Annotated in this window: 17 protein-coding genes, 1 pseudogene and 1 other annotated feature; of the genes and pseudogenes, 3 read left to right on the top strand and 15 right to left on the bottom strand. The window is 39.9% G+C overall.

The features are described from left to right. Positions 1-2 precede the first annotated feature (2 nt). Complete coding sequence (gene pfkA, locus N8O80_RS00295; protein ID WP_000820863.1) at positions 3-1010, bottom strand: 6-phosphofructokinase; 1008 nt, start codon at positions 1008-1010, stop codon at positions 3-5. Positions 1011-1091: 81 nt separating this feature from the next. Then, complete coding sequence (locus tag N8O80_RS00290) at positions 1092-4193, bottom strand: DNA polymerase III subunit alpha (protein ID WP_261026144.1); 3102 nt, start codon at positions 4191-4193, stop codon at positions 1092-1094. A gap of 288 nt (positions 4194-4481) precedes the next feature. On the opposite strand from N8O80_RS00290, the gene N8O80_RS00285 reads away from it, so the two are divergent. The 3 genes and pseudogenes from N8O80_RS00285 to N8O80_RS00280 all read left to right on the top strand — a co-directional run bounded on the left by N8O80_RS00285 (position 4482) and on the right by N8O80_RS00280 (position 7701). Further along, a complete protein-coding gene (locus N8O80_RS00285) occupies positions 4482-6764 on the top strand; it encodes a Xaa-Pro dipeptidyl-peptidase (protein ID WP_261026142.1) in 2283 nt (760 codons plus the stop codon). A gap of 168 nt (positions 6765-6932) precedes the next feature. Then, a pseudogene (locus N8O80_RS09710) lies at positions 6933-7234 on the top strand (Xaa-Pro dipeptidyl-peptidase); the annotation flags it as partial. After that, a complete protein-coding gene (locus tag N8O80_RS00280; protein ID WP_042751292.1) occupies positions 7231-7701 on the top strand; it encodes an arginine repressor in 471 nt (156 codons plus the stop codon). The pseudogene N8O80_RS09710 and the gene N8O80_RS00280, both read left to right, overlap by 4 nt. A 43-nt stretch (positions 7702-7744) precedes the next feature. On the opposite strand, the gene N8O80_RS00275 is transcribed toward N8O80_RS00280, so the two are convergent. From N8O80_RS00275 to ppc, 13 genes are all read right to left on the bottom strand, one after another. Then, positions 7745-7903 (bottom strand): hypothetical protein, encoded by a 159-nt coding sequence (locus tag N8O80_RS00275; RefSeq protein WP_001808548.1) that lies wholly within the window; start codon positions 7901-7903, stop codon positions 7745-7747. A 9-nt stretch (positions 7904-7912) separates the two neighbouring features. Next, entirely contained in the window at positions 7913-9223 is a 1311-nt protein-coding gene (obgE, locus tag N8O80_RS00270; RefSeq protein ID WP_261026139.1) for a GTPase ObgE, read from the bottom strand. Between the two features lie 63 nt (positions 9224-9286). Next, entirely contained in the window at positions 9287-9421 is a 135-nt protein-coding gene (locus N8O80_RS00265; RefSeq protein ID WP_000863852.1) for a DUF4044 domain-containing protein, read from the bottom strand. 58 nt (positions 9422-9479) lie between these two features. After that, positions 9480-9671, bottom strand: a complete 192-nt coding sequence (locus tag N8O80_RS00260) for a PspC domain-containing protein (protein WP_000744434.1) — start codon at positions 9669-9671, stop codon at positions 9480-9482. A 14-nt stretch (positions 9672-9685) separates the two neighbouring features. Further along, entirely contained in the window at positions 9686-11011 is a 1326-nt protein-coding gene (locus tag N8O80_RS00255) for a glycosyltransferase family 4 protein (protein ID WP_261026137.1), read from the bottom strand. Positions 11012-11026: 15 nt separating this feature from the next. Further along, entirely contained in the window at positions 11027-12070 is a 1044-nt protein-coding gene (gene cpoA, locus N8O80_RS00250) for an alpha-galactosylglucosyldiacylglycerol synthase (protein ID WP_261026134.1), read from the bottom strand. Positions 12071-12184: 114 nt separating this feature from the next. Next, on the bottom strand, positions 12185-12514 hold the full coding sequence (locus N8O80_RS00245) for a metal-sulfur cluster assembly factor (protein ID WP_000331925.1): 330 nt from the start codon (positions 12512-12514) through the stop codon (positions 12185-12187). A 14-nt stretch (positions 12515-12528) separates the two neighbouring features. After that, positions 12529-13638 carry an RNA polymerase sigma factor RpoD gene (rpoD, locus tag N8O80_RS00240; protein WP_045611498.1) on the bottom strand — a complete coding sequence of 370 codons (1110 nt, stop codon included), beginning with the start codon at positions 13636-13638 and terminating at the stop codon, positions 12529-12531. A gap of 2 nt (positions 13639-13640) precedes the next feature. Then, positions 13641-15401, bottom strand: coding sequence for a DNA primase (gene dnaG, locus N8O80_RS00235; protein WP_261026132.1), 1761 nt, complete (start codon positions 15399-15401; stop codon positions 13641-13643). Between the two features lie 89 nt (positions 15402-15490). Continuing rightward, entirely contained in the window at positions 15491-16249 is a 759-nt protein-coding gene (locus N8O80_RS00230) for an ABC transporter ATP-binding protein (protein ID WP_261018207.1), read from the bottom strand. Continuing rightward, entirely contained in the window at positions 16246-17112 is an 867-nt protein-coding gene (locus tag N8O80_RS00225; RefSeq protein WP_004234420.1) for an ABC transporter permease, read from the bottom strand. Before N8O80_RS00225 ends, N8O80_RS00230 begins: the two co-directional genes overlap by 4 nt. Positions 17113-17188: 76 nt before the next feature. Beyond that, entirely contained in the window at positions 17189-18184 is a 996-nt protein-coding gene (gene trpX / locus N8O80_RS00220) for a tryptophan ABC transporter substrate-binding protein (RefSeq protein WP_261026131.1), read from the bottom strand. Positions 18185-18446: 262 nt separating this feature from the next. Continuing rightward, positions 18447-18664: a binding site (T-box leader), on the bottom strand. A gap of 96 nt (positions 18665-18760) precedes the next feature. Beyond that, entirely contained in the window at positions 18761-21457 is a 2697-nt protein-coding gene (gene ppc, locus N8O80_RS00215; protein WP_261026128.1) for a phosphoenolpyruvate carboxylase, read from the bottom strand. Positions 21458-21464: the final 7 nt, after the last annotated feature.

The following is a 21464-nucleotide window of genomic DNA, read 5'->3' as shown; positions in this document are numbered from 1 at the left end:
AATTATGATAAGCTCTTATTCAAGCTAGATAGCTCAAGGTCAGCTTTATGTGGGTTGTTAACCACAATCTTACCATCTGCAGTAAGGCTAAACAATGCTCCTTCTTCTGCAGTTCCAAGAATTGGGTTTTCAACCATTTTTTCGTTACGGATACCAACCGCAACACCACCGATACCTTCTTTAAGAAGTTTAACGGCATGTGCACCCATACGTGATGCCAAAACACGGTCACGCGCAGTTGGAGAACCACCACGTTGAATATGTCCAAGTTCTGTCACACGAAGGTCGCTTGTATCTCCAGCTTCTTTAAGTTTTTGACCAAATTCAGCTGCTGACATCACACCTTCTGCCAAGACGATGATATTGTGTTTTTTACCACACTCGTATCCACATTTAATGCTTTCTACGATATCTTCAATCTTGAATCCTTCTTCAGGAATGATGATTTCATCAGCACCAGTTGCAATACCAGCCCAAAGAGCGATATCACCTGCGTTACGACCCATTACTTCGATAACAAATGTACGACGGTGACTTGATGATGTATCACGAATCTTATCGATAGCATCCATAGCAGTAGTAACCGCTGTGTCAAAACCGATTGTGAAGTCAGTACCAACAATATCGTTATCGATTGTACCAGGAAGACCGATAGCTGGGAATCCATGTTCAGTCAAACGCATAGCACCGTGGTAAGATCCATCACCACCGATAACAACTACACCTTCAATTCCGTGTTTTTTCAATTGCTCAATCCCTTTAAGTTGCCCTTCAAGTTGAGCGAACTCTGGGTAACGAGCAGAGTGAAGGAAAGTACCACCACGAGAAATGATGTCTCCTACTGAAGCCGCATCTAGGGGATGAATTTCACCAGCAACCATACCAGCATATCCATCATAGATACCAAATACTTCCATTCCTTCTGAAATTGCTTGACGAACAACTGCACGGATAGCAGCGTTCATACCAGGGGCGTCTCCACCACTAGTCAAAACAGCAATACGTTTCATATTGGTTATGCTCCTTTTTCTTTTAACATTCTTACTGATTATATCACATTTAAATGGAAAATTCTTCTATTTTCCGTAATTTTAGCGATAAATCGTTTTCATAACGATTCCACCTAATTTCTCTTCTAATTCAGTGGATTTAGTCACAAAATGATGGGGAGAAACAATCGTTCTCTGTTCCTCTTCATACCTGATGATGACTGGGATTGGGCCTTTATACTGGTCTAAAATTCTCGAAATTTCTTGATCCGATTCATGATTTTTTACCTGTATCCAAAAGCGTTCAGCCACTGCTGCTCTTATTTCTTGTGCAATCATTTGCAGACGGCCATCTCGTAACTGAATTTTTCCTCTTATATAGTAGAAAGCTCCTTCTTTCAATTCCTGCCCAACCTGACGATATAAGTCTGAAAAGAGTGTGACATCCAATTTTTTCTTACTGTCATCCACCTGTAAGAAAGCCATGTTTTCGCCCTTTTTGGTACGAATTACTTTTATTTTCTGAACTTCAACCAAAATAATAGCGTAGCTATTTTCTGATAAATTTCCGATTGGTGTAATTGGGTAGATAGCCTTACTTGCAATAGCTTGTAGTGGATGTTTGCTAACTCCCACTCCTAGAAGCTCTTGTTCCATATAGAATTTTTCTTGTTCTGTCCAATCTTCCGATTCCTGCCAACTATATATTGTATCACCGAACAAGCTTCCTAACTCTTTCACAAATTCAAATAGATTACCTAAATTATTAAATACTTTTTGGCGATTTTTTTCAAATGAATCGAAAAGACCAACTTTTACCAAAGGTTCTAGCAGAGGAAGTTTCAGATAATTCTCAGGTAATTTAGCTATAAAATCTTCAATGCTCGAATAGGGTCTATTTTCAATAATCCAAAGCGCCAAATCCTTGCTGACTCCCTTAATCGATTTCAGACCTAGATAGATGGACTTGTTGGCAATTTTATCATGATAGGGAATGGTATTGATGGACAGAGGTGCTACTTCAAAACCTGCTTCAAGAGCGTCTGTTAGGTAATCACTGTTGGAAGAATTCAGCATGACCTGATAAAAAATGGCTGGATAATGCGTTTTGAAATAGGCCAACTGGAAGGCCAAGGCTGAGTAGGCATAGGCGTGAGATCGGTTAAATCCATAACCTGCAAACTTCTCCATAACATCAAAGACCTGCTCTGCCTTTTCCCTAGTATGACCAGCATCTAATGATCCTTGAATAAAGGATTCCCTCATTTCATGCATGGCAGAGGCATCCTTTTTCCCCATAGCCCGACGTAAAATATCGGCTTTTCCGAGGCTAAATCCAGCAAATCTCTGAGCAACCTGCATAACCTGCTCCTGATAGAGCATGATGCCGTAGGTTGGAGCCAAAATATCCTCCAGTACTGGATCCAGAACAGTCACTTCTTCCTGCCCATGCTTTCTTGCCACAAAATTATTGATGTAGTCACTGGCACCTGGTCGATTTAGAGAAGTAGTTGCTACGACATCTTCAAAACAGACTGGTTGCACACGTTTTAGCAAGCGAATGGCACCAGGTTGTTCAAATTGAAAGATACCTTTTGTATTGCCAGAGGCAAATAAAGCTAACGTTTCTTTGTCTTCCAAATCAATTTCTTCAATTTTAAGGTGAATACCTTCTGATTCAGCAAGCAATTCTTGCATCTTCTGGACAAAGGTCAAATTTCGCAGTCCCAGAAAGTCCATTTTCAATAGCCCGCTAGATTCAACTCCATGAGCATCATACTGAGTCAGCGGAATTTCGTCACCATGTTTTAGAGGGATGTAATTGGTCAAATCTTGGTCACTGATTACAACACCAGCCGCATGGACAGAGGTTTGTCTTGGATAGCCCTCTATCTTGCAAGCAATTTCAAAGGCTTTTTGATATTCTAGCTTACTATTGATTTGCTGACGAAACTGGAGATTGCCCTCATAGGCTGACTTTAGATTATCTCGAAAACTGATTTTCTTGGTAATTGCGGACAATTCATACTCTGACACACCAAAGCGCTTCAAGACATCTCGCAAAGCTTGCTTGGCCCCAAAGGTAGAAAAAGTAACGATTTGAGCCGCATGTTTACTACCATATTTATTACCAACATATCTGATAAAATCTGGACGATAAATATCAGGAATATCAATATCAATATCAGGCATGGTATAGCGTTCACGATTGAGGAAACGTTCAAAAATCAGATTTTTCTCTACTGGGTCAATCCCTGTGATGTCCAAGGCATAAGAAACCAAGCTACCAACTGCAGAACCCCGTCCCATACCCATATAATAGCCATTCGAACGTCCAAAACGCAGCAAATCCCAAACAACCAAGAAATAATCATCAAAGCCCATATCATGAATAACAGCCAATTCTTGGTCTAGACGGTCTTGATATTCTTTACCAGTTAACCCCTTCTGAGCAAGCCCCAATTCAGCGCGTTCTCTCAACTCTTCTACTGCTGGTCTAGCAGGATTAAAGCGAGGCAATTTCAGACTAGTATCCAAGTCATAAGAAATGCCTGAAATAAGCTTTTCTAAATTGTACAAGGCTTGAGGAAAACGTTCTTGGAATAGTTTCTCTAAAGAACTTGCTGATATAAAGACATCTTGTCGTGAGCGCAAGGGAACTTCTCTAAGGGGAAGATTTTCTTTAATCGCTGTTAACACTTGCAGAATTTCTCTATCCTTACTTTCAAATGTATTGACCCGATAAAGGGGCAAGATTGGATGGTGAAATTCGCTGGCCAATGTTTCTGGGTAAACACCTATATAGTAATCACAGCCTAGATTTAACAACTCAAGCTCTTCAAAATAAGGCACAATTACCGCAATATCCTCTAGATACTGATTCAGGACTGACCAAGTTTTCTCCCCCTGCATCTTGGCTGTTGAAAGTTTCATCAACTGCTGATAGCCCACACTAGATAGAGCCAAAAAACGCAGATTCACATCCTTGTCATCTACAAGCACATTCATTTCAAGCCCTAACAAAGGATGAATGCCGTATTTTTTTGTAACCTCTAAAAAATCGAAGGCCCCATAAAGATTGTCAATATCCATCATGGCCAGATGAGTGTAGCCATACTCTTTAGCTACTCTCACGTACTTGTCTATCGAAATGACACTCTCCATAAAACTATAGACTGTTTTTGTATCTAGTTGTGCGATCAATTTACACTTCTCCCCTATCATTCTCACTATATTATACCATTTTCTTTAAATTTCTATTACTATTACTGATGCTTTAATATCTAATAGCTCAAATCATAGTTGACTAGACAATCCTTGCACGATTTTTAACAGTATCACTAATATTTTTGTATTTAGGCTTATCATTTTACATGTTTATTTCATAAATACTCATTTTTATTTATTATAATTTCTGTTAATTTTTATAGTTTCTTTTCTCACTATTTTTTGATATAATAACTGTAATATATTTCATAAATAGGAGGTCTTATGCGTTTTAATCAATTCAGCTATTTAGCACTACCTAGAGATACAATTATCTTTGAATTAAAAAAGTATGGATTTGATTTACCAGTCAACATTACAAATAAACAAATGCTTGAAGCGTTTCTTATTCGTTTCTTTTTTAATTTTAAAAACAGCTCCTATCCTCTATCCAGTTTAGCAGTTGATAAAGAAACTGACTTATTGACATTTTTTCAATCAGATAAAGAGTTGACTGCAGATATTTTCTATACTGTGGCTTTTCAACTTTTAGGTTTTTCTTATTTGGTTGACTTTGAAAACAGTGATGTTTTCCGTAAAGAAACTGGTTTTCCCATCGTATACGGTGATTTGATTGAAAATCTCTATCAGTTACTCAATACTCGCACCAAAAAGGGAAACACTCTTATCGACCAACTTGTCAGTGACGGTCTTATTCCTGAGGATAATGACTATCACTACTTTAACGGCAAAAGTTTAGCAACTTTTTCTAGCCATGATGTCATTCGAGAAGTCGTTTACGTTGAGTCTCGTGTCGATACTGACCAAAAAGGTCTACCAGATCTAGTCAAGGTCAGCATTATTCGTCCTTGTTATGACGGGCAAATCCCTGCTATCATGACAGCGAGTCCTTATCATCAGGGAACCAATGATAAAGCTAGCGACAAAGCACTTTACAATATGGAGGGCGAACTCGAGGTTAAACCTACTCACAAGATTGAGCTAGAAGAACCTCAACTAAATCTCGTCCAAGCCCAAGGTCAAGCTAAGCTTGTGTCAGAAGCTGAGGAAAAGCTGACGCACATCAACGCTAGCTATACACTCAACGACTACTTCCTTCCACGAGGGTTTGCTAATCTCTATGTTTCAGGTGTTGGTACAAAAGACTCTACTGGTTTCATGACTAACGGGGACTACCAACAAATCGAGGCCTATAAAAATGTCATCGATTGGCTCAATGGTCGTTGCCGTGCCTTTACTGACCACACGCGCCAGCGTCAAGTCAAGGCTGACTGGTCAAACGGAAAAGTGGCCACAACTGGACTTTCCTATCTTGGTACCATGTCCAATGGTCTAGCGACTACAGGTGTCGATGGTTTAGAGGTTATCATTGCTGAGGCTGGCATTTCTTCATGGTACAACTACTACCGTGAAAACGGTCTGGTCACTAGCCCAGGTGGTTATCCAGGTGAGGACTTTGACTCCCTTGCTGAACTAACCTACTCTCGTAATCTCTTGGCTGGTGACTATATTCGTGGGAACGAAGCTCACCAAGCTGACTTAGAAAAAGTTAAAGAGCAACTGGATCGCAAGTCTGGTGACTATAATCAGTTTTGGCATGATCGTAACTATCTGCTCAATGCTGACAAAGTAAAAGCAGAGGTTATCTTTACTCATGGTTCTCAGGATTGGAATGTCAAACCACTTCATGTTTACCAGATGTTCCATGCCCTTCCTGCTTATATAAATAAGCATCTCTTTTTCCATAATGGCGCTCATGTTTATATGAACAACTGGCAATCCATTGACTTCCGTGAATCCATGAATGCCTTATTGACTAAGAAATTATTGGGACAGGAAACGGAATACCAACTTCCTACTGTTATCTGGCAGGATAATACCGCTCCTCAGGCTTGGTTATCACTTGATACATTCGGTGAGCAAGAGAACTTTGAAACCTTCTCACTTGGTCAAGAAGAGCAAGTCATTCAAAACCAGTACTCAGATAAGGATTTTGAGCGTTATGGTAAGACATACCAGACTTTCAATACGGAACTTTATCAAGGGAAAGCCAATCAAATCACTATTGACCTTCCTGTAACTAAAGATCTTCACTTGAACGGTCGTGCTCAGCTCAATCTACGTATCAAATCCAGCACAAACAAGGGTTTATTATCTGCCCAACTGCTAGAATTTGGACAGAAAAAATACCTACAACCTTATCCAGCTGTTTTAAGTGCTAGAACCATTGACAACGGTCGCTACCATATGTTGGAAAATCTCAACGAATTGCCTTTTCGCGAAAATGCGCAACGAGTCGTGACAAAAGGCTACCTCAATTTACAAAATAGAAATGATTTACTGTTAGTAGAGGATATTACTGCAGATGAATGGATGGATATCCAATTTGAATTGCAACCAACTATTTACAAGTTAAAAGAAGGAGACACTCTTCGTTTAGTCCTCTATACTACTGACTTTGAAATCACCATACGTGACAACACCGCTTACCACCTGACTGTTGATCTTGAACAGTCTAGTCTTATCCTACCTTGTCAAGAGGTATGATATCAGACTTTCAACATGGAAGATTTCCACTTAAACAGTTTAAACAAACATACACTTGGTATCAAATGCAATCCCGAAATAGGCTTATGATAGGTCTACACGGGAGCTTGGACAAAAGATACTAAGACCTTAACCAACATGTGTACTCATTAATAATACTCGCTACCACACCACATGTTGAACAATCTCTGCGGATTGACATTTAGTATAAATTCACAACAAGCCGTGACAAAAGGCTACCCTAATTGAATGATTCACTGTTAGTAGAGAACACCAATGTAGAAGAACGGATAGATAGCCAATTCATCTCCCCCCAACTAGTGACAAGTTAAAAGAGGGAGATTCTCTCCGTTTAGTCCTATACTACTGACTTTGAAATCTTCATACGTGACAATACCGCTTACCACCCGACTGACGATCTCGTTCAGTCCACGCTTTCTGTACCTAGTACAAGGAGTAACATTTTATGAATAAATCTGAACACCGACACCAACTCATACGAGCTCTTGTAACGAAAAACAAGATTCATACTCAAGCTGAGCTACAAGCTCTTCTTGCCGATAATGATATTCAAGTTACACAAGCTACACTTTCAAGAGATATTAAAAGTATGAACCTTTCAAAAGTACGAGAAGAAGACAACTCTTACTACGTGCTCAATACAGGTTCAACCTCAAAATGGGAAAAACGTCTCGAAATTTACATGGAAGATGCTCTTGTCTTGATGCGTCCAGTTCAACACCAAGTCCTACTAAAAACCCTTCCTGGACTTGCTCAATCCTTTGGTTCTATCATTGATGCATTGAGCTTCCCTGACGCTATCGCTACTCTCTGTGGCGATGATGTCTGTCTCGTCATCTGTGAAGATGCAGAAGCTGCTCAAAAATGCTTTGAAGAATTGAAAAAATTCGCTCCACCATTTTTCTTTGAAGAATAACAAAATTCCGTGTCTGATGTGGCACGGAATTTTGTTATATTCTTTACTGAGATGGATTTTCTTTTTTAGTTCGTGCCAATCTCAGGGCACGATTTGGATTGAGACGATTAAATAGTTCTTCCAATTTCTTTTCATTCCAAACATCTGCGGCGGAAACAAAGTTGCCATCCGCATCTCGGAAAGATATCGGTTTATCTCCCATATCAGTCTCCTAGTCTACAAATTCAAACTCAAATTTACCAATGCGGACCAAGTCACCATCTTTAGCACCACGCGCACGAAGGGCTTCATCAACCCCCATACCACGAAGCTGGCGAGCAAATTTCATGACTGATTCGTCACGATCAAAGTTGGTCATATTGAAGAGTTTCATGAGTTTTTCACCAGAAAGTACCCATGTGGCATCGTCATCACGACTAATTTCAAAGGCTTTTTCTTCCTCATCAAATCCATAGTAAGCTTCTTCTTCCATATCGGACTCGTCATAGAGCAAGAATTCTGGTGTCTTGTCTAACAATTCAGCTGTAGCATCCAAAAGCGTAGCCAGACCTTGCTTTGTCAAACCAGATATTGGGAAGATAGCTGGTAACTCTTCAAATTCATCGTAGTTTTCAGCTAATTTTTTCTTGAATTCTTCAAGATTTTCCTGACTCTCAGGCATATCCATCTTATTGGCTACAATAATCTGTGGACGCTCCATGAGACGGAGATTATATGACTCCAGCTCTTTATTGATGGCAAGATAATCCTCATATGGATCACGCCCTTCGTTAGCTGACATATCAATGATGTGAAGGATGACACGTGTACGCTCAATGTGACGGAGGAACTGAGTTCCCAGACCGACTCCCTGACTAGCCCCTTCAATCAAACCTGGCAAGTCTGCTACTGCAAAGGATTCACCTGATTGGGTACGAACCATACCTAAATTTGGCACAATGGTCGTAAAGTGGTAGGCACCAATTTTAGGTTTAGCAGATGTGATAACACTTAAAAGTGTTGATTTCCCTACAGATGGGAAACCTACTAAACCAACATCTGCCAAGATTTTTAGTTCCAATTGTAACTCACGTTCCTGACCTGGTTCTCCATTTTCAGAGATTTCCGGTGCAGGATTTTTCGGTGTCGCAAAGCGGATATTTCCACGTCCTCCACGTCCACCGTGGGCTACAATAAATTCTTGACCATGTTCAATCAAATCTGTCAAGACCTTGCCAGTCTCCGCATCACGCACAGTCGTACCTTGTGGAACACGAACTCTGAGATCCTCTGCACCACGACCATGCATCCCTTTGGTCATTCCTTTTTCACCAGAATCAGCCTTGAAATGACGGTTATAGCGGAAATCCATCAAGGTACGTAGTCCTTCGTCTACAACGAAGACCACATTACCTCCACGACCACCGTCACCACCCCAAGGACCGCCATTAGGGACATATTTTTCACGGCGAAAGGCAACCATACCATCGCCACCATTACCAGCCTTGACCTTAATCTTGGCTGTATCTAAAAACATACTCATTTTTTCTTCTCACTTTAAAAAAGGGCTGGGAAATCCCAGTCACAAAATTTTCTTGAATCTATTTTATAGATTACTGAGGGCACCAATTGCAGTTGCAAAAATACCCAAAATACTTGCTACTAACATGATAAGTACGATAAGCAAGGTTAATTTCTCAAACATAGTTTTTTTACGTTTTCCATTATCTCCAAAAGCCATTTTTCTCTCCTTCATTACATTCTATTTTCTATTATCTTAGCATGAATTCAGCTAGTTTTCAATAGTCACTTGCTACCGGCGCAATAATCCATAAAATGATATAGGCTACAATTCCTGCCCCATAACAAAATGCAAGAACACCCCATATTACACGAACAATAGTCGGATCAATATCAAAATAATTTGCGACCCCAGCACATACTCCAGCAATTTTTTGATCACTACCACTTCTCATCAATTGTTTTTTCATAGCTATTCCTCTTTCTATTCTTCATGGTCTTTCCAATAATCTCTGATGCTGATTAACTGTGTTTTTGAAGCCCTCAGCATTCGTCTAGAGCCTTTTACAGGCACAGCAACCACCTGTTGCGGTAAATACAAAACTGTCTTAAAGATACGCTGGCTGACCGTATCATCTTTTGCTAAATCTTTCTGGAAGTTATTTGAAATAATGGCATCCAGATAAAACTCATGCACTCGTTTTCCAAAGTTCTCAGCTGAAATCTCGTACAATTTCTCTGATAAGGTATGCTCATCCATATCTGGAGTTGCAATCAGAGCTTCTAAAATGGCCCCAGCCAAATCATGTTCACCGTAGTACAAGGTTCCAAACATCTTATCATTGATGAGATTGTCCAGATAAGGATTTCCGTGAGCAAGGACAGGCGTCCCACTAGCCAAACTTTCCAAGTATGTCAAACCTTGCGTTTCACTTGTAGATGCTGAAATAAAGAAATCTGCTGCCTTATAATAAAGAGCCGTCTCACTAGGAGCAATCATCCCTGTAAAGATGACCGAGTCTTGAATCTCTAGTTTCTGGGCTTGCTCTTTAAGGTCATCCAGATAAGGACCATCCCCAGCTACCACCAGTTTGACCTTGTCTTCTTCTTTCAGAACATCAGCAAAGGCTGCTAATACTGCTTGAATATTTTTTTCATAGGAAATTCTGGAAAGACTAAGCAACATCTGTTCATCATCTTGAATCCCTAGTTTACTACGCAGTTCTTCCAGATTTTCTTGCTTGATTTCCGGACGCTCAAACTTGGCTAATTCAATCCCAGTTGGAATGACCCGTTTTTCAACCTTAACCTTATAGTCAGATAGCAAGTCTCGGACAATCTCACTCGGGCAAATAACCCCATCCACATCATGCAGGAAACCTCTTACTAAGTACTTGACCATACTAGGACGAATCAACATCCCCTTAGCAATATAATGCACGTAGTCTTCGTATTGGGTGTGATAGGTATGGATGACTGGAATCTTCAATTCACGCGCAATCCAAATTCCCAACAAGCCAAGAGAAAATTCTGTCTGAGTATGGATAATATCCAGTTGATATTGTTTAGCAATTTCAAGCGCCTTGCTGAATCCTCGATAGGCAAAGCGGCGATCCTTAAAAGCAAAGAAAGGAACACTTGGAATACGGATGATTTGCCAATCTTCGTAGCGATTGACATCCTTATCTGTCGTAGTAAAGATAAAAACAGCATGCCCCTGCTTTTCAAGTTCTGTTTTCAAGGTTCGAATACTGGTCGCAACACCAGAAACCTGAGGAAAATAGGTATCTGTAAATAAACCAATTCGCATAGATTACCTCACTTTTTACTTTCTCCCTAAAGCGGCTTGTTTCTCATAAAAATCCAACCAGATTTGTAAGAGATGCTCTTCAGAATACTCTCTAGAAATATTCTTAGCTTTTTCTTTCAAATCTTTTAAAGCATCAGGATTCGCTTGATATTCCAGAATAGCTTCTTTCATCTCTTCTCTATCTGCTGTCGCCCGATAATTGCCCTCCAAAATTACCTTATAAAGATCTAAATCACGCAACATAATCGGAGCTTCACAACTGGCAGCTTCTAGGATAGTCATAGGAAAGAGTTCATTGTAACTAGGAAGCAAGAAAAGATCCGCTAGGGCATACAATTCGCGCATCCGCTCTGGCGATACAATACCTGGAAAAATCAAATTTTGAGGGGGATTTTCCATAATTTTCTTATAGCGTTCATAACCATCTGTCATACCACCAAAAGAGAAACCACCGGCCCAGATAAAGGTAATCTGAGGCAATTCCTCAGCCAGACGGATAAAATCGTCAATCCCTTTGCGTTTCTGAACTTGACCAGCACCTACTACGATAAACTGATTGTCACTAAGACCTATCTCCGTACGCAGTCTTGCTACCTCTTCCTGTGGAAGAGGATGCCATTTTTCCTTGTTTACAAAGTTAGGAATATAGGTCACTTTTTCACGTGGAATACCAGCTGCCACCAAATCCTCGATAAACATAGGATTGACCACCACCAAGTGCTCCATCCGGTTGTAAAAAGAAAATACATAGCGTTTCACAATTCCCTTTAAGAAAAATGGAATTTTCAAACTCCCCTCAAGTGTATCAGGCAAGAAATGCACATAGCCAATTTTTCTTCCTGAGCGTTTCTTTTGGAATGTTGATAAATAATAGGGGAAATCAATTGTATGAAAGTGAGTCACATCTGCCTCTATTGGAAGATTTTCTGTAACAATCAATTGGTCCTTGGCATCACGGTGAAGAAGACGAACTAATTCACGGTAAGCACCTGAAACTCCTTGTCCTGCTACTTTCTCACTTGAACTCAACATATTGATGCGTAATTTCTTTTTTTCCATAACTACTATTATATCATTTTCTTTGAATAAAATCAGCAAAAGAAAGGAGAGACTAGAGGAAAAGAAGGGAAATTTCCTTGCTTTTCCAATAATCTCTCACATGTTTTTATTTGTTTACTTAATGCCTAGGGCAATACGTGCATAGCGACTCATTTTTTCAACAGTCCAGGCTGGATACCAAACTAATTTGACCTCAGTATCCGTTACTTCTGGAACCTCTGTCATAGCATCATAAATCTGGTCTGTCAAAAGGTCTGCTAGAGGACAACCCATGGTTGTCAAAGTCATATCAATCTCTGTTTGTCCTGTGTCACCGTCAAAACGAATTTCATAGATCAAACCAAGATTGACAATATCGATTCCCAACTCAGGGTCAATAACTTCTTCCAAGGCTGATAAAATTCGTGTTTTGATGTTTTCAATTTGCTCTTCTGTATAAGCCATATTCATCCTCACTCTTAGTCTTCAATAAAATCACGAAGCGGTTTGCTGCGACTTGGTTGACGTAGTTTTCTCAAAGCTTTAGCCTCAATCTGACGGATACGCTCGCGAGTCACGTTAAAGACTTTACCCACATCTTCAAGGGTACGCATTTTACCATCATCTAGCCCAAAACGCAGACGCAAAACATTTTCTTCACGGTCTGTAAGAGTATCCAAGACCTCATCCAACTGCTCACGCAAGACAATACGAGTTGTATAGTCCACTGGATTTTCAATCACTTCATCTTCGATAAAGTCCCCAAGGTGGCTATCATCCTCTTCACCGATAGGAGTTTCAAGAGATACTGGTTCTTGGGCAATCTTCAAGATTTCACGAACCTTGTCAGGGGTCATATCCATACGTTCAGCGATTTGTTCAGGTGTTGGATCTTGTCCCAATTCTTGAAGGAGATTACGTTGTTCACGAACCAATTTGTTAATGGTTTCAACCATGTGAACTGGGATACGGATGGTACGAGCTTGATCAGCGATGGCACGAGTGATAGCCTGACGAATCCACCAAGTTGCGTAAGTTGAGAACTTAAATCCTTTAGAATAGTCAAACTTATCAACTGCCTTCATCAAGCCCATATTCCCTTCTTGAATCAAGTCAAGAAACTGCATACCGCGGCCGACATAGCGTTTGGCAATAGAAACAACTAAACGAAGGTTGGCTTCCGCAAGGCGTTGTTTAGCTTCGATATCGCCAGCTTCAACTGCTAGCGCCAATTCTTTTTCCTCTTCATTGGTCAAGAGAGGAACGACTCCGATTTCTTTCAAGTACATACGAACAGGGTCATTGACCTTAGCAGAAGTTGACCCAATCAAGTCCTCATCGCTGAGTTCTGGTTCTTCTTCAGAGCTAAGAACACGAGCACTCGGATTTCCTTCGTTATCTGTGATAGAAATCCCTGCATCCTGAATTCGTTGCAAGAGATCTTCAATCCCATCAGCATCCAAGGTAAAAGGAATCACCAGACTTGCATTAATTTCATCATCAGTTGCTGTCCCTTTTTGTTTATGATTACGGATAAATTCTGCTACTTGTACATCAAATGTTGTTACTTCTTTTTGTTTTGTTGCCATTATTACTCCATTCTTCTCTTTTGGGAAATTAAACGTTCCAATTCTTCTAGGGCTGTGTCGGTATCTCCTACATGGCTAGCTTCCTGCACCTTCTTTTTGATTCTCATATTGTCCTGATTCAAGAGAGCCTTGTTTCGAGTCATTTCTACTTCACTAAGTTCCTGAGGTGACATCTCAGATGGTAAATCCTGAGCTAAAACTTGATACCATGCTCTTTCAACTTCCTCTGTCTGCTCTGCTAGAACTTCTGGAGGAAGATTTCCATACTGGCCAAGCAAGTCATATAAAACCTGAAATTCAGGAGTGTCAAATGCAAAGTCTTCTCGCAAACGGTAATCGTTTAAAATAAGGGGGGATTCCATCATTCGATAAAGTAGATGAGCTTCTGCCCTCATAATAGCTGATAACTGCTTGGTGACAGGCATAGTAATTTGCGTCGGTCTGGAAATCCCTTCCATGCGATTCTGCCTTTGTGCCTGACGACTCTCATTAACAATCTGCTCAATCTGGGCATAATCAAAGGACGCCAGACTGTCAGCTAAAATATGTATATAGCTGTTTTGAGCAGTAATAGATTTTTCTTGAACAATCAAGGGAGCTATTTTTTCAATAAACTCAATCTGTGCCTGCAGATTTTCACTGTTTTCAGGCTTATACTGATGAATGTAAAACTCAATCGGACTAATACGAGTTTTCGTTAACAGATAGGCCAAGTCTTCTGGTCCATTTTTTTGTAGATACTCATCTGGATCCAAGTTATCAGGCATGCTGACAATCTGCACAGGCATATCACCAATTTCGTCCAGCGCTTTCAATGTCGCAGCTTGCCCAGCCTTATCACCATCATAAACAAGAACCAACTTCTTGGTTAACCTTTTCAGATGCTCAACATGCTCTCGACTTAAGGCTGTTCCCATAGATGCGACAGCGTTTTCGATTCCAGCCCGATAGGCTGCAATGACATCCATGAATCCTTCCATCAGATAAATCTCACTGGCTTTTCCAGAAGATTTTTTAGCCCTATCCATATGATATAATTCGTAACTTTTGTTAAAAATTGCAGTCGATCGGCTATTTTTATACTTAGAAGTTTGTGAATCCGTTTTCTGCCAGATACGACCTGAGAAGGCAATAACCTTTCCCTGGTCATTTGTCAGGGGAAACATAATCCGATTGTGAAAGGTATCTACAAATTGATTAGCATCCGAGAGATAAAACAGTCCTGAATCTAGGAAATCCTCATCCCGATACTGACCAGACAAACGTTGATAGAGATAGTTTCGTTCTGGAGGTGCTAAACCAATCCGAAAATGCTTGAGCACTTCATCTGTCAAACCACGCTGATAAAGGTAGTTTCTGGCCTCTTCCCCCATGGTCGTTGTCATGAGAATAGCATGATAAAATTTGGCAGCATCTTCGTGCATATCATAAAGAGCTTGGTGGGGTGAAGCTGATTTCTGTTCACTATAAAGCGGTTTTTCTACCTCTATCCCGACACGCTGACCTAAGATTTGGACAGCCTCCATAAAGGGAACCCCTTGGTACTCCTCGATGAACTTAAAGACATCACCTGAGCGGCCACAACCAAAACAGTGGTAAAACTGCTTATCCTCAACAACGTTGAAAGAAGGTGTTTTTTCACCATGAAAAGGACAGAGCCCTAGATAGTTCCGTCCTGCCTTTTGTAAAGAAATCACATCTCCTATGACTTCCACAATGTTGGCATTGTTTTTGATTTCTTCAATGACTTGTTTGTCAACCATACACAATACCTCCATGTTATCATAGTTTACTTTATATAGTATACTTTATTTCAGAAAAAAAGTAAACCATTTCACTCATTTTCCCTACTTTATTCAAAGAGTTGATAATAATCAGAGATTTTCATTTTTGCTTTTTCTTCTTGTTTCAAATCTTGGATAATTCGTCCTTCTTTCATGACAATTAAACGATTGCCATATTTGAGAGCATCTTCCATATGGTGGGTAATCATAAGCGATGTCAGCTGGTCTTTCTTGACAAATTCATCCGTCAATTCCATCAAGGCCACACTGGTCTTTGGATCAAGGGCTGCAGTATGCTCGTCCAACAAGAGTAATTCAGGACGCTTCAATGTTGCCATCAAGAGACTCAAAGCCTGTCTTTGTCCACCAGATAAGAACTCAATTGGTGTATTCAAGTGTTTCTCAAGACCGTTTCCCACTTTTTCAATAGTTGCCTGAAACTCATCCTTATAGCTAGCCAGACGTCTCGGAAACAGTCCACGCTTTTCACCACGAAACTTGGCAATCAAAAGATTTTCAGCGACCGTCATACGAGGAGCTGTCCCCATCTTGGGATCTTGGAAGACTCGAGACAGATACTTAGCTCGCTTTTCTGGCGAAAACTTGGTAACATCTTCACCCAAAATACGGATGGTTCCACTGGTTAATGACAAAGTTCCTGCAATAGTGTTAAAGAGGGTTGATTTCCCAGCTCCATTTCCACCTAAAATCGTGATGAAATCCTGTTCAAAAATTTCTAAGGAAACATCATTTAAAATAATCTTTTCTTCATCAAAGCCATTTTTAACGACTTTGGTTGCATTTTTTAATTCTACAATTGCTGTCATTTGCTTAATTTGGCTCCTTTCAAGATTGTTTGCTTAAATGTTGGAATCATGAGGCAGACTGCTAAAATCACGGCACTGTACAAACGAAGGTAACTTGTATTAAAGCCAAGAGCGATAACTGCCCACACTAAGAATTGATAAGCGATAGAACCTACAACGATGGTAACCAGACGTTCTGCCAAGCTCAAACTCTTGAAGATAACTTCTCCAATAATCAAACTTGCAAGCCCCACAACGATCACCCCGATTCCTCGAGATACATCGGCATACCCTTCTTGCTGGGCAATAAGAGCCCCTGCAAGGGCAATCACACCATTTGATAAGACCAAGCCCATGAGCTCCATGCGTCCAGTATGAATCCCGAAACTTCTAGCCATATCAGGATTGTCACCTGTAGCAATATAGGCTTGTCCGAGTTTGGTATCCAAGAAAAAGAGCATGAGAGCAATAACAAGACTGACAAAGATGAGACCTGTCAAGAGTTGGTTCAAATCTGAATCAAAAGGCAAAACATCCTGGATTTGCTTGGTTCCAAGCAATCCTAAATTTGCACGTCCCATAATCAAGAGCATGATAGAGTGACAGGAAGTCATCACCAAAATCCCTGAGAGCAAGGTTGGGATCTTCCCTTTTGTATAAAGAAGTCCTGCTGCCATTCCAGCCAAACAACCTGCTCCTACAGCAACAAGAGTCGCTAAAAATGGGTTCACTCCTTTGGTTATCAAAGTGACAGCAACAGCTCCCCCAAGAGGGAAGGAACCTTCTGTTGTCATATCTGGAAAGTTCAAAATCCTAAATGTCATAAAGATCCCCAGACCTAAAATAGCCCAGACAAATCCTTGAGAAATAATAGATAATATCATCTGTTTCTTAACCTTTTTCTATATGATGTCTATTGTAAAAAATTAGAGGAGATGTCCCCAACTCCTCCATTACAGATTATTCGATCACTTGCCCTGCTTCTTTTAGAACAGATTCAGGAATCGTAATACCTAGCTCTTGTGCCATTTTTTTGTTGATTACTGATTTACCAGTTGAAAAGACATTTACTGGAGTATCGGCTGGTTTTGCACCTTTCAAGACTTGTGCAATCATTTTACCAGTTGCCACACCAAGGTCGTGTTGGTCAACTACAACGGATGCCAAGCCACCTGCTTCTACCATGGCAGTTGCGCTTGGGTAGATTGGTTTTTTAGCTGATTGGTTGCTTGATACAACAGTTGAGAAGGCTGAGGCAATAGTGTTATCAATTGGAACCCAGATAGCATCAACCTTACTAGTCATAACGTTAACTGTTGAAGCAATTTCATTTGTTGAAGGAACTGCAAATGTTTCCACTGTCAAACCTGCTTTTTCAGCATAAGCCTTAAATTCTTCAACCTGAGTTTTGGAATTATCTTCGCTACTTGAGTAAAGAGCTCCGATTGTTTTCACATTTGGTGTAAGAGCCTTAATAAGTTCAACTTGTTGTTGAGCTGGATTATGGTCAGATACCCCTGTAATGTTGCCACCTGGTTTTTTCAAATCTTTGACCAAGTTAGCACCAATTGGGTCTGTAATAGCGGCCATGATAACCGGTAGGTCTTTTGTGGCACTAGCCAAACCTTGAGCAGCTGGTGTCGCAATACCAACCACAAGGTCATTCCCATTTGCAACCAATTGTTTACTCATTGTCGCAACCTTACTTTGGTCACCTTCTGAGTTCATAAAATCTATTTTAACTTGATCATCTTTATATCCTTCTTCTGCAAGTCCATCTTGGATCCCTTTATAAATCAAATCAAGAGATGGATGGCTCACAAACTGAAGGACACCAACTTTGGCAATTTTCTTTTCATTTTTAGCTTCTGGTTTATTCATTGAAGAGTAAATCAGACTTCCTGCTACTAAGACTGCTAATGCAGCGATAATTCCAATTAAACGTTTATTTTTCATGCTATTTCTCCTTTTTATTCCTTTAAAATACTTCACTTATCTAATACTCTTCGAAAATCTCTTCAAACCACGTCAGCGTCGTCTTACCGTAGGTATATGATACTGACTCTGTCAGTTCTATCCACAACCTCAAAACAGTGTTTTGAGCAGCTTGCGACTAGCTTCCTAGTTTGCTTTTTGATTTTCATTGAGTATAAACAAGCGACGCCATCGTTTTCTTTCCATACTAACCTCCATCAAAAAGTCCTCACACAAAAACTTGTGTGAGGACGTCGATGCGCGGTACCACCTCAATTATAGGGAATTTCCCTATCGCTCTGTCTCGCAATAACGAGATGCACTGTAAGGTGTGCACACCGAATTTTTATGATTTCAAATTCTAAATACCATTCAGCCCAATTTTCATCATCATCACTTATCTGTTTTCAGCGACCACAGACTCTCTAAAAAGTTTATATGATTACTTTTCTGAATGGTTAAATTATATCATTTTTCAACTACTTGTCAAGACTCTTTTCGAATTTTTTTGAAAGATTCAAAAACTTCCCCTATAGAAAAGAGGAAGTTTGATAGGTATCAGCCTGAATTACGCAATCCTGTCGCAATTCCGTTGATGGTTGTATGGATTAATTTTTCTTGGTCGCTAGATAATTCTCCTCGGCGTTGACGTTTAATCAACTCCAACTGGATATAGTTGAGGATATTAAAGTAAGGCATACGGTAATCCAAACTCGCTTTTAGATATGGATTTTCAGCCAAGAGTTCATCATAACCTTCGATAGCCAAGATAACTTCCTTGGTAACTTGCCATTCATTTAGAATAGTCTCATAGATTGCTTTTACTTCTTCATCCTCACACAGTTTGGCATATTCAAAAGCAATGTTCATATTTGATTTTGACAAGACCATATCGACATTTGAAAGAAGCGATTGGAAGAAAGGCCAATTTTGGTACATATCTCGTAGGATAGCGATATTCTCTGGATTTTTATCGATAAATTCTTTGAAGCTTGAACCAACCCCATACCAGCCAGGGAACATGACGCGGCTTTGCGACCATGAGAAGACCCAAGGGATAGCTCGCAAACCACCGATTTCAGTAATAGTCTTACGAGCGGCTGGACGAGAACCAATGTTAAAGCTTGAAATAGCCTTGATTGGACTTGACTCGAAGAAATAATCATAGAAATGGTCATTACCAAAGACCAAATCACGGTAGATATCGTAACTACGGTCCACCACTTGGTCCATAATAGCTTCATAACGATTTGAGGTATTGGTATCACTCTTCTTCTGAGTAATCATACGGTTAATGGCTGCTGAAACCAACATTTCAAGGTTATAGTAAGCTGCGTCTTTATTACCGTATTTATTCCCGATTACTTCACCCTGCTCCGTCAAGCGGATACGATCCTTAATAGACTTGAGCGGTTGAGATGTGATCGCCTCATAGGTTGGTCCACCACCACGACCAACAGTACCACCACGGCCATGGAAGAAGGTAACCTTAACGCCAAATTCATCTCCAATAGCAGTCAATTGTTGTTGAGCCTTGTAGAGGGTCCAACATGATGATAGGTAACCACCATCTTTATTACTGTCAGAGTAGCCCAACATGATTTCTTGATAGTTATTGCGTGAAGCAATCCATTTCTTGGCAAGAGGAAGAGAAAGATATTCTCTCATGGTTTCTTCTGAATGGTCCAAGTCTTCAATTGTTTCAAAGAGAGGTACAATTTGAACACGGGCTCTTTCTTTATCAACTAACCCTACTTCTTTTAGCAAGATAGCCAATTCCAACATGTCTGATACGCTGGTTGCATGTGAAATGATAGTCTGGCGAATGACGTCATCACCCAACTTATCTTTCAACTTACGAGCAGCCTTGAAAATAGCCAATTCTTTTTCGAGTAACTCTGATTTTTCAACATGAGTGGCAGAAAGAATACGTGGATCTTCCTCTAATTCTTTCAAAAGAAGCTGGCATTTTTCTTCTTCACTGAGTTCGCTATAATGAGAATGAATACCTGCTGATTTCAAGAGTTCGGCCACACAAGCTTCATGAACACTAGAATCTTGACGCATGTCAATAGATGCCAAATAAAAACCAAAAATTTCAACTGCCTGAATCAGCTCAACAAAATCACCAGAAATCAGTGCTTCACCCTTATTTTCCAAGAGGGAATCACGAATGGTAATTAAATCCTTATAAAAATCATTAGCTGTTTCATAGCGAGCTCCAACTTCCTTATCTTCAATCAGATAAGTTTTTGTTGATTGGATTTTTGATTGAATATCAAACAAGGCACGACGATACAGCTCTTTTTCACGATAAATAGAGTTGTCCTTGGATTGACGAGCCATTTCTCTAACTTGCTTGCTCACATTGACAATACTGGTTGAGAGAGAGAACTCACGATAAAGTTGGTAAATTTTTTCATCATAGTAGTTCATGATGACTTCACACTGAGTCATAGCAGATTGTTTCAAGGTATCTGCTGTAACAAAAGGATTCCCATCACGGTCTCCACCAATCCACATACCCATGGTAATTGGTTTTGGATGTTTCAACTCCAAGCCATGTTTTTTAGCCAGACGTTTGTACTCAGCAGTCAAATGAGGAACTGCCTTCAGGAATGAACTATTGTAGTATTCCATAACATTCGTGATTTCATTGGTTACTTTCAATTTCTTTTCACGAATCATGTCTGTTTGCATGATAATCTCAATGTAACGACGGAGATCATTATGCCATTTTTCCTTATTAATCAAACCTAATTTCACATCACGGTACTTACGCAAAAGCGTATGGATATGATTGGTCAAATCCAACATACTCTTACGTTGTACTTGTGTTGGATGGGCAGTCAAAACAGGGACAACATTCAAGTGTTCAAGAATTTCAACCGCATTTTCTTTTTCTGCAACCATTTTGATCGTTGCTGATAATTTACCAAGATAATCTTGATCAATATTATTTTGGTGGTTGATTTCATAAGCCAAATCCACATCTTCTGAAATATTAATCAAAAGAGGCAAGATAGAGAAATAGCGTGAAATATAAGCCATTTCATCATTTGTCAGACTAGTAACCAATTGGTTCAAGCCCTGATAATCTTCTTGAGTTGATAATTCTTTCAACTCCATGATTTTTGCAAAAGTCTCTGGGGCAAGCATATTTTTAGTGATATCTTCTAACAATTCTGTTAAAATCAATACTTCTTCTTGCACGACAGCTTTATTACTATAGTTTTCTAATTTTTGAAGAGACATAGGTAAT

This window comes from Streptococcus mitis, assembly GCF_946190155.1.
Classification (GTDB): Bacteria; Bacillota; Bacilli; order Lactobacillales; family Streptococcaceae; genus Streptococcus; species Streptococcus mitis_CL.
Note: the sequence above shows the minus strand (reverse complement) of the source record. Positions and strands in the feature narration are given on the sequence as shown.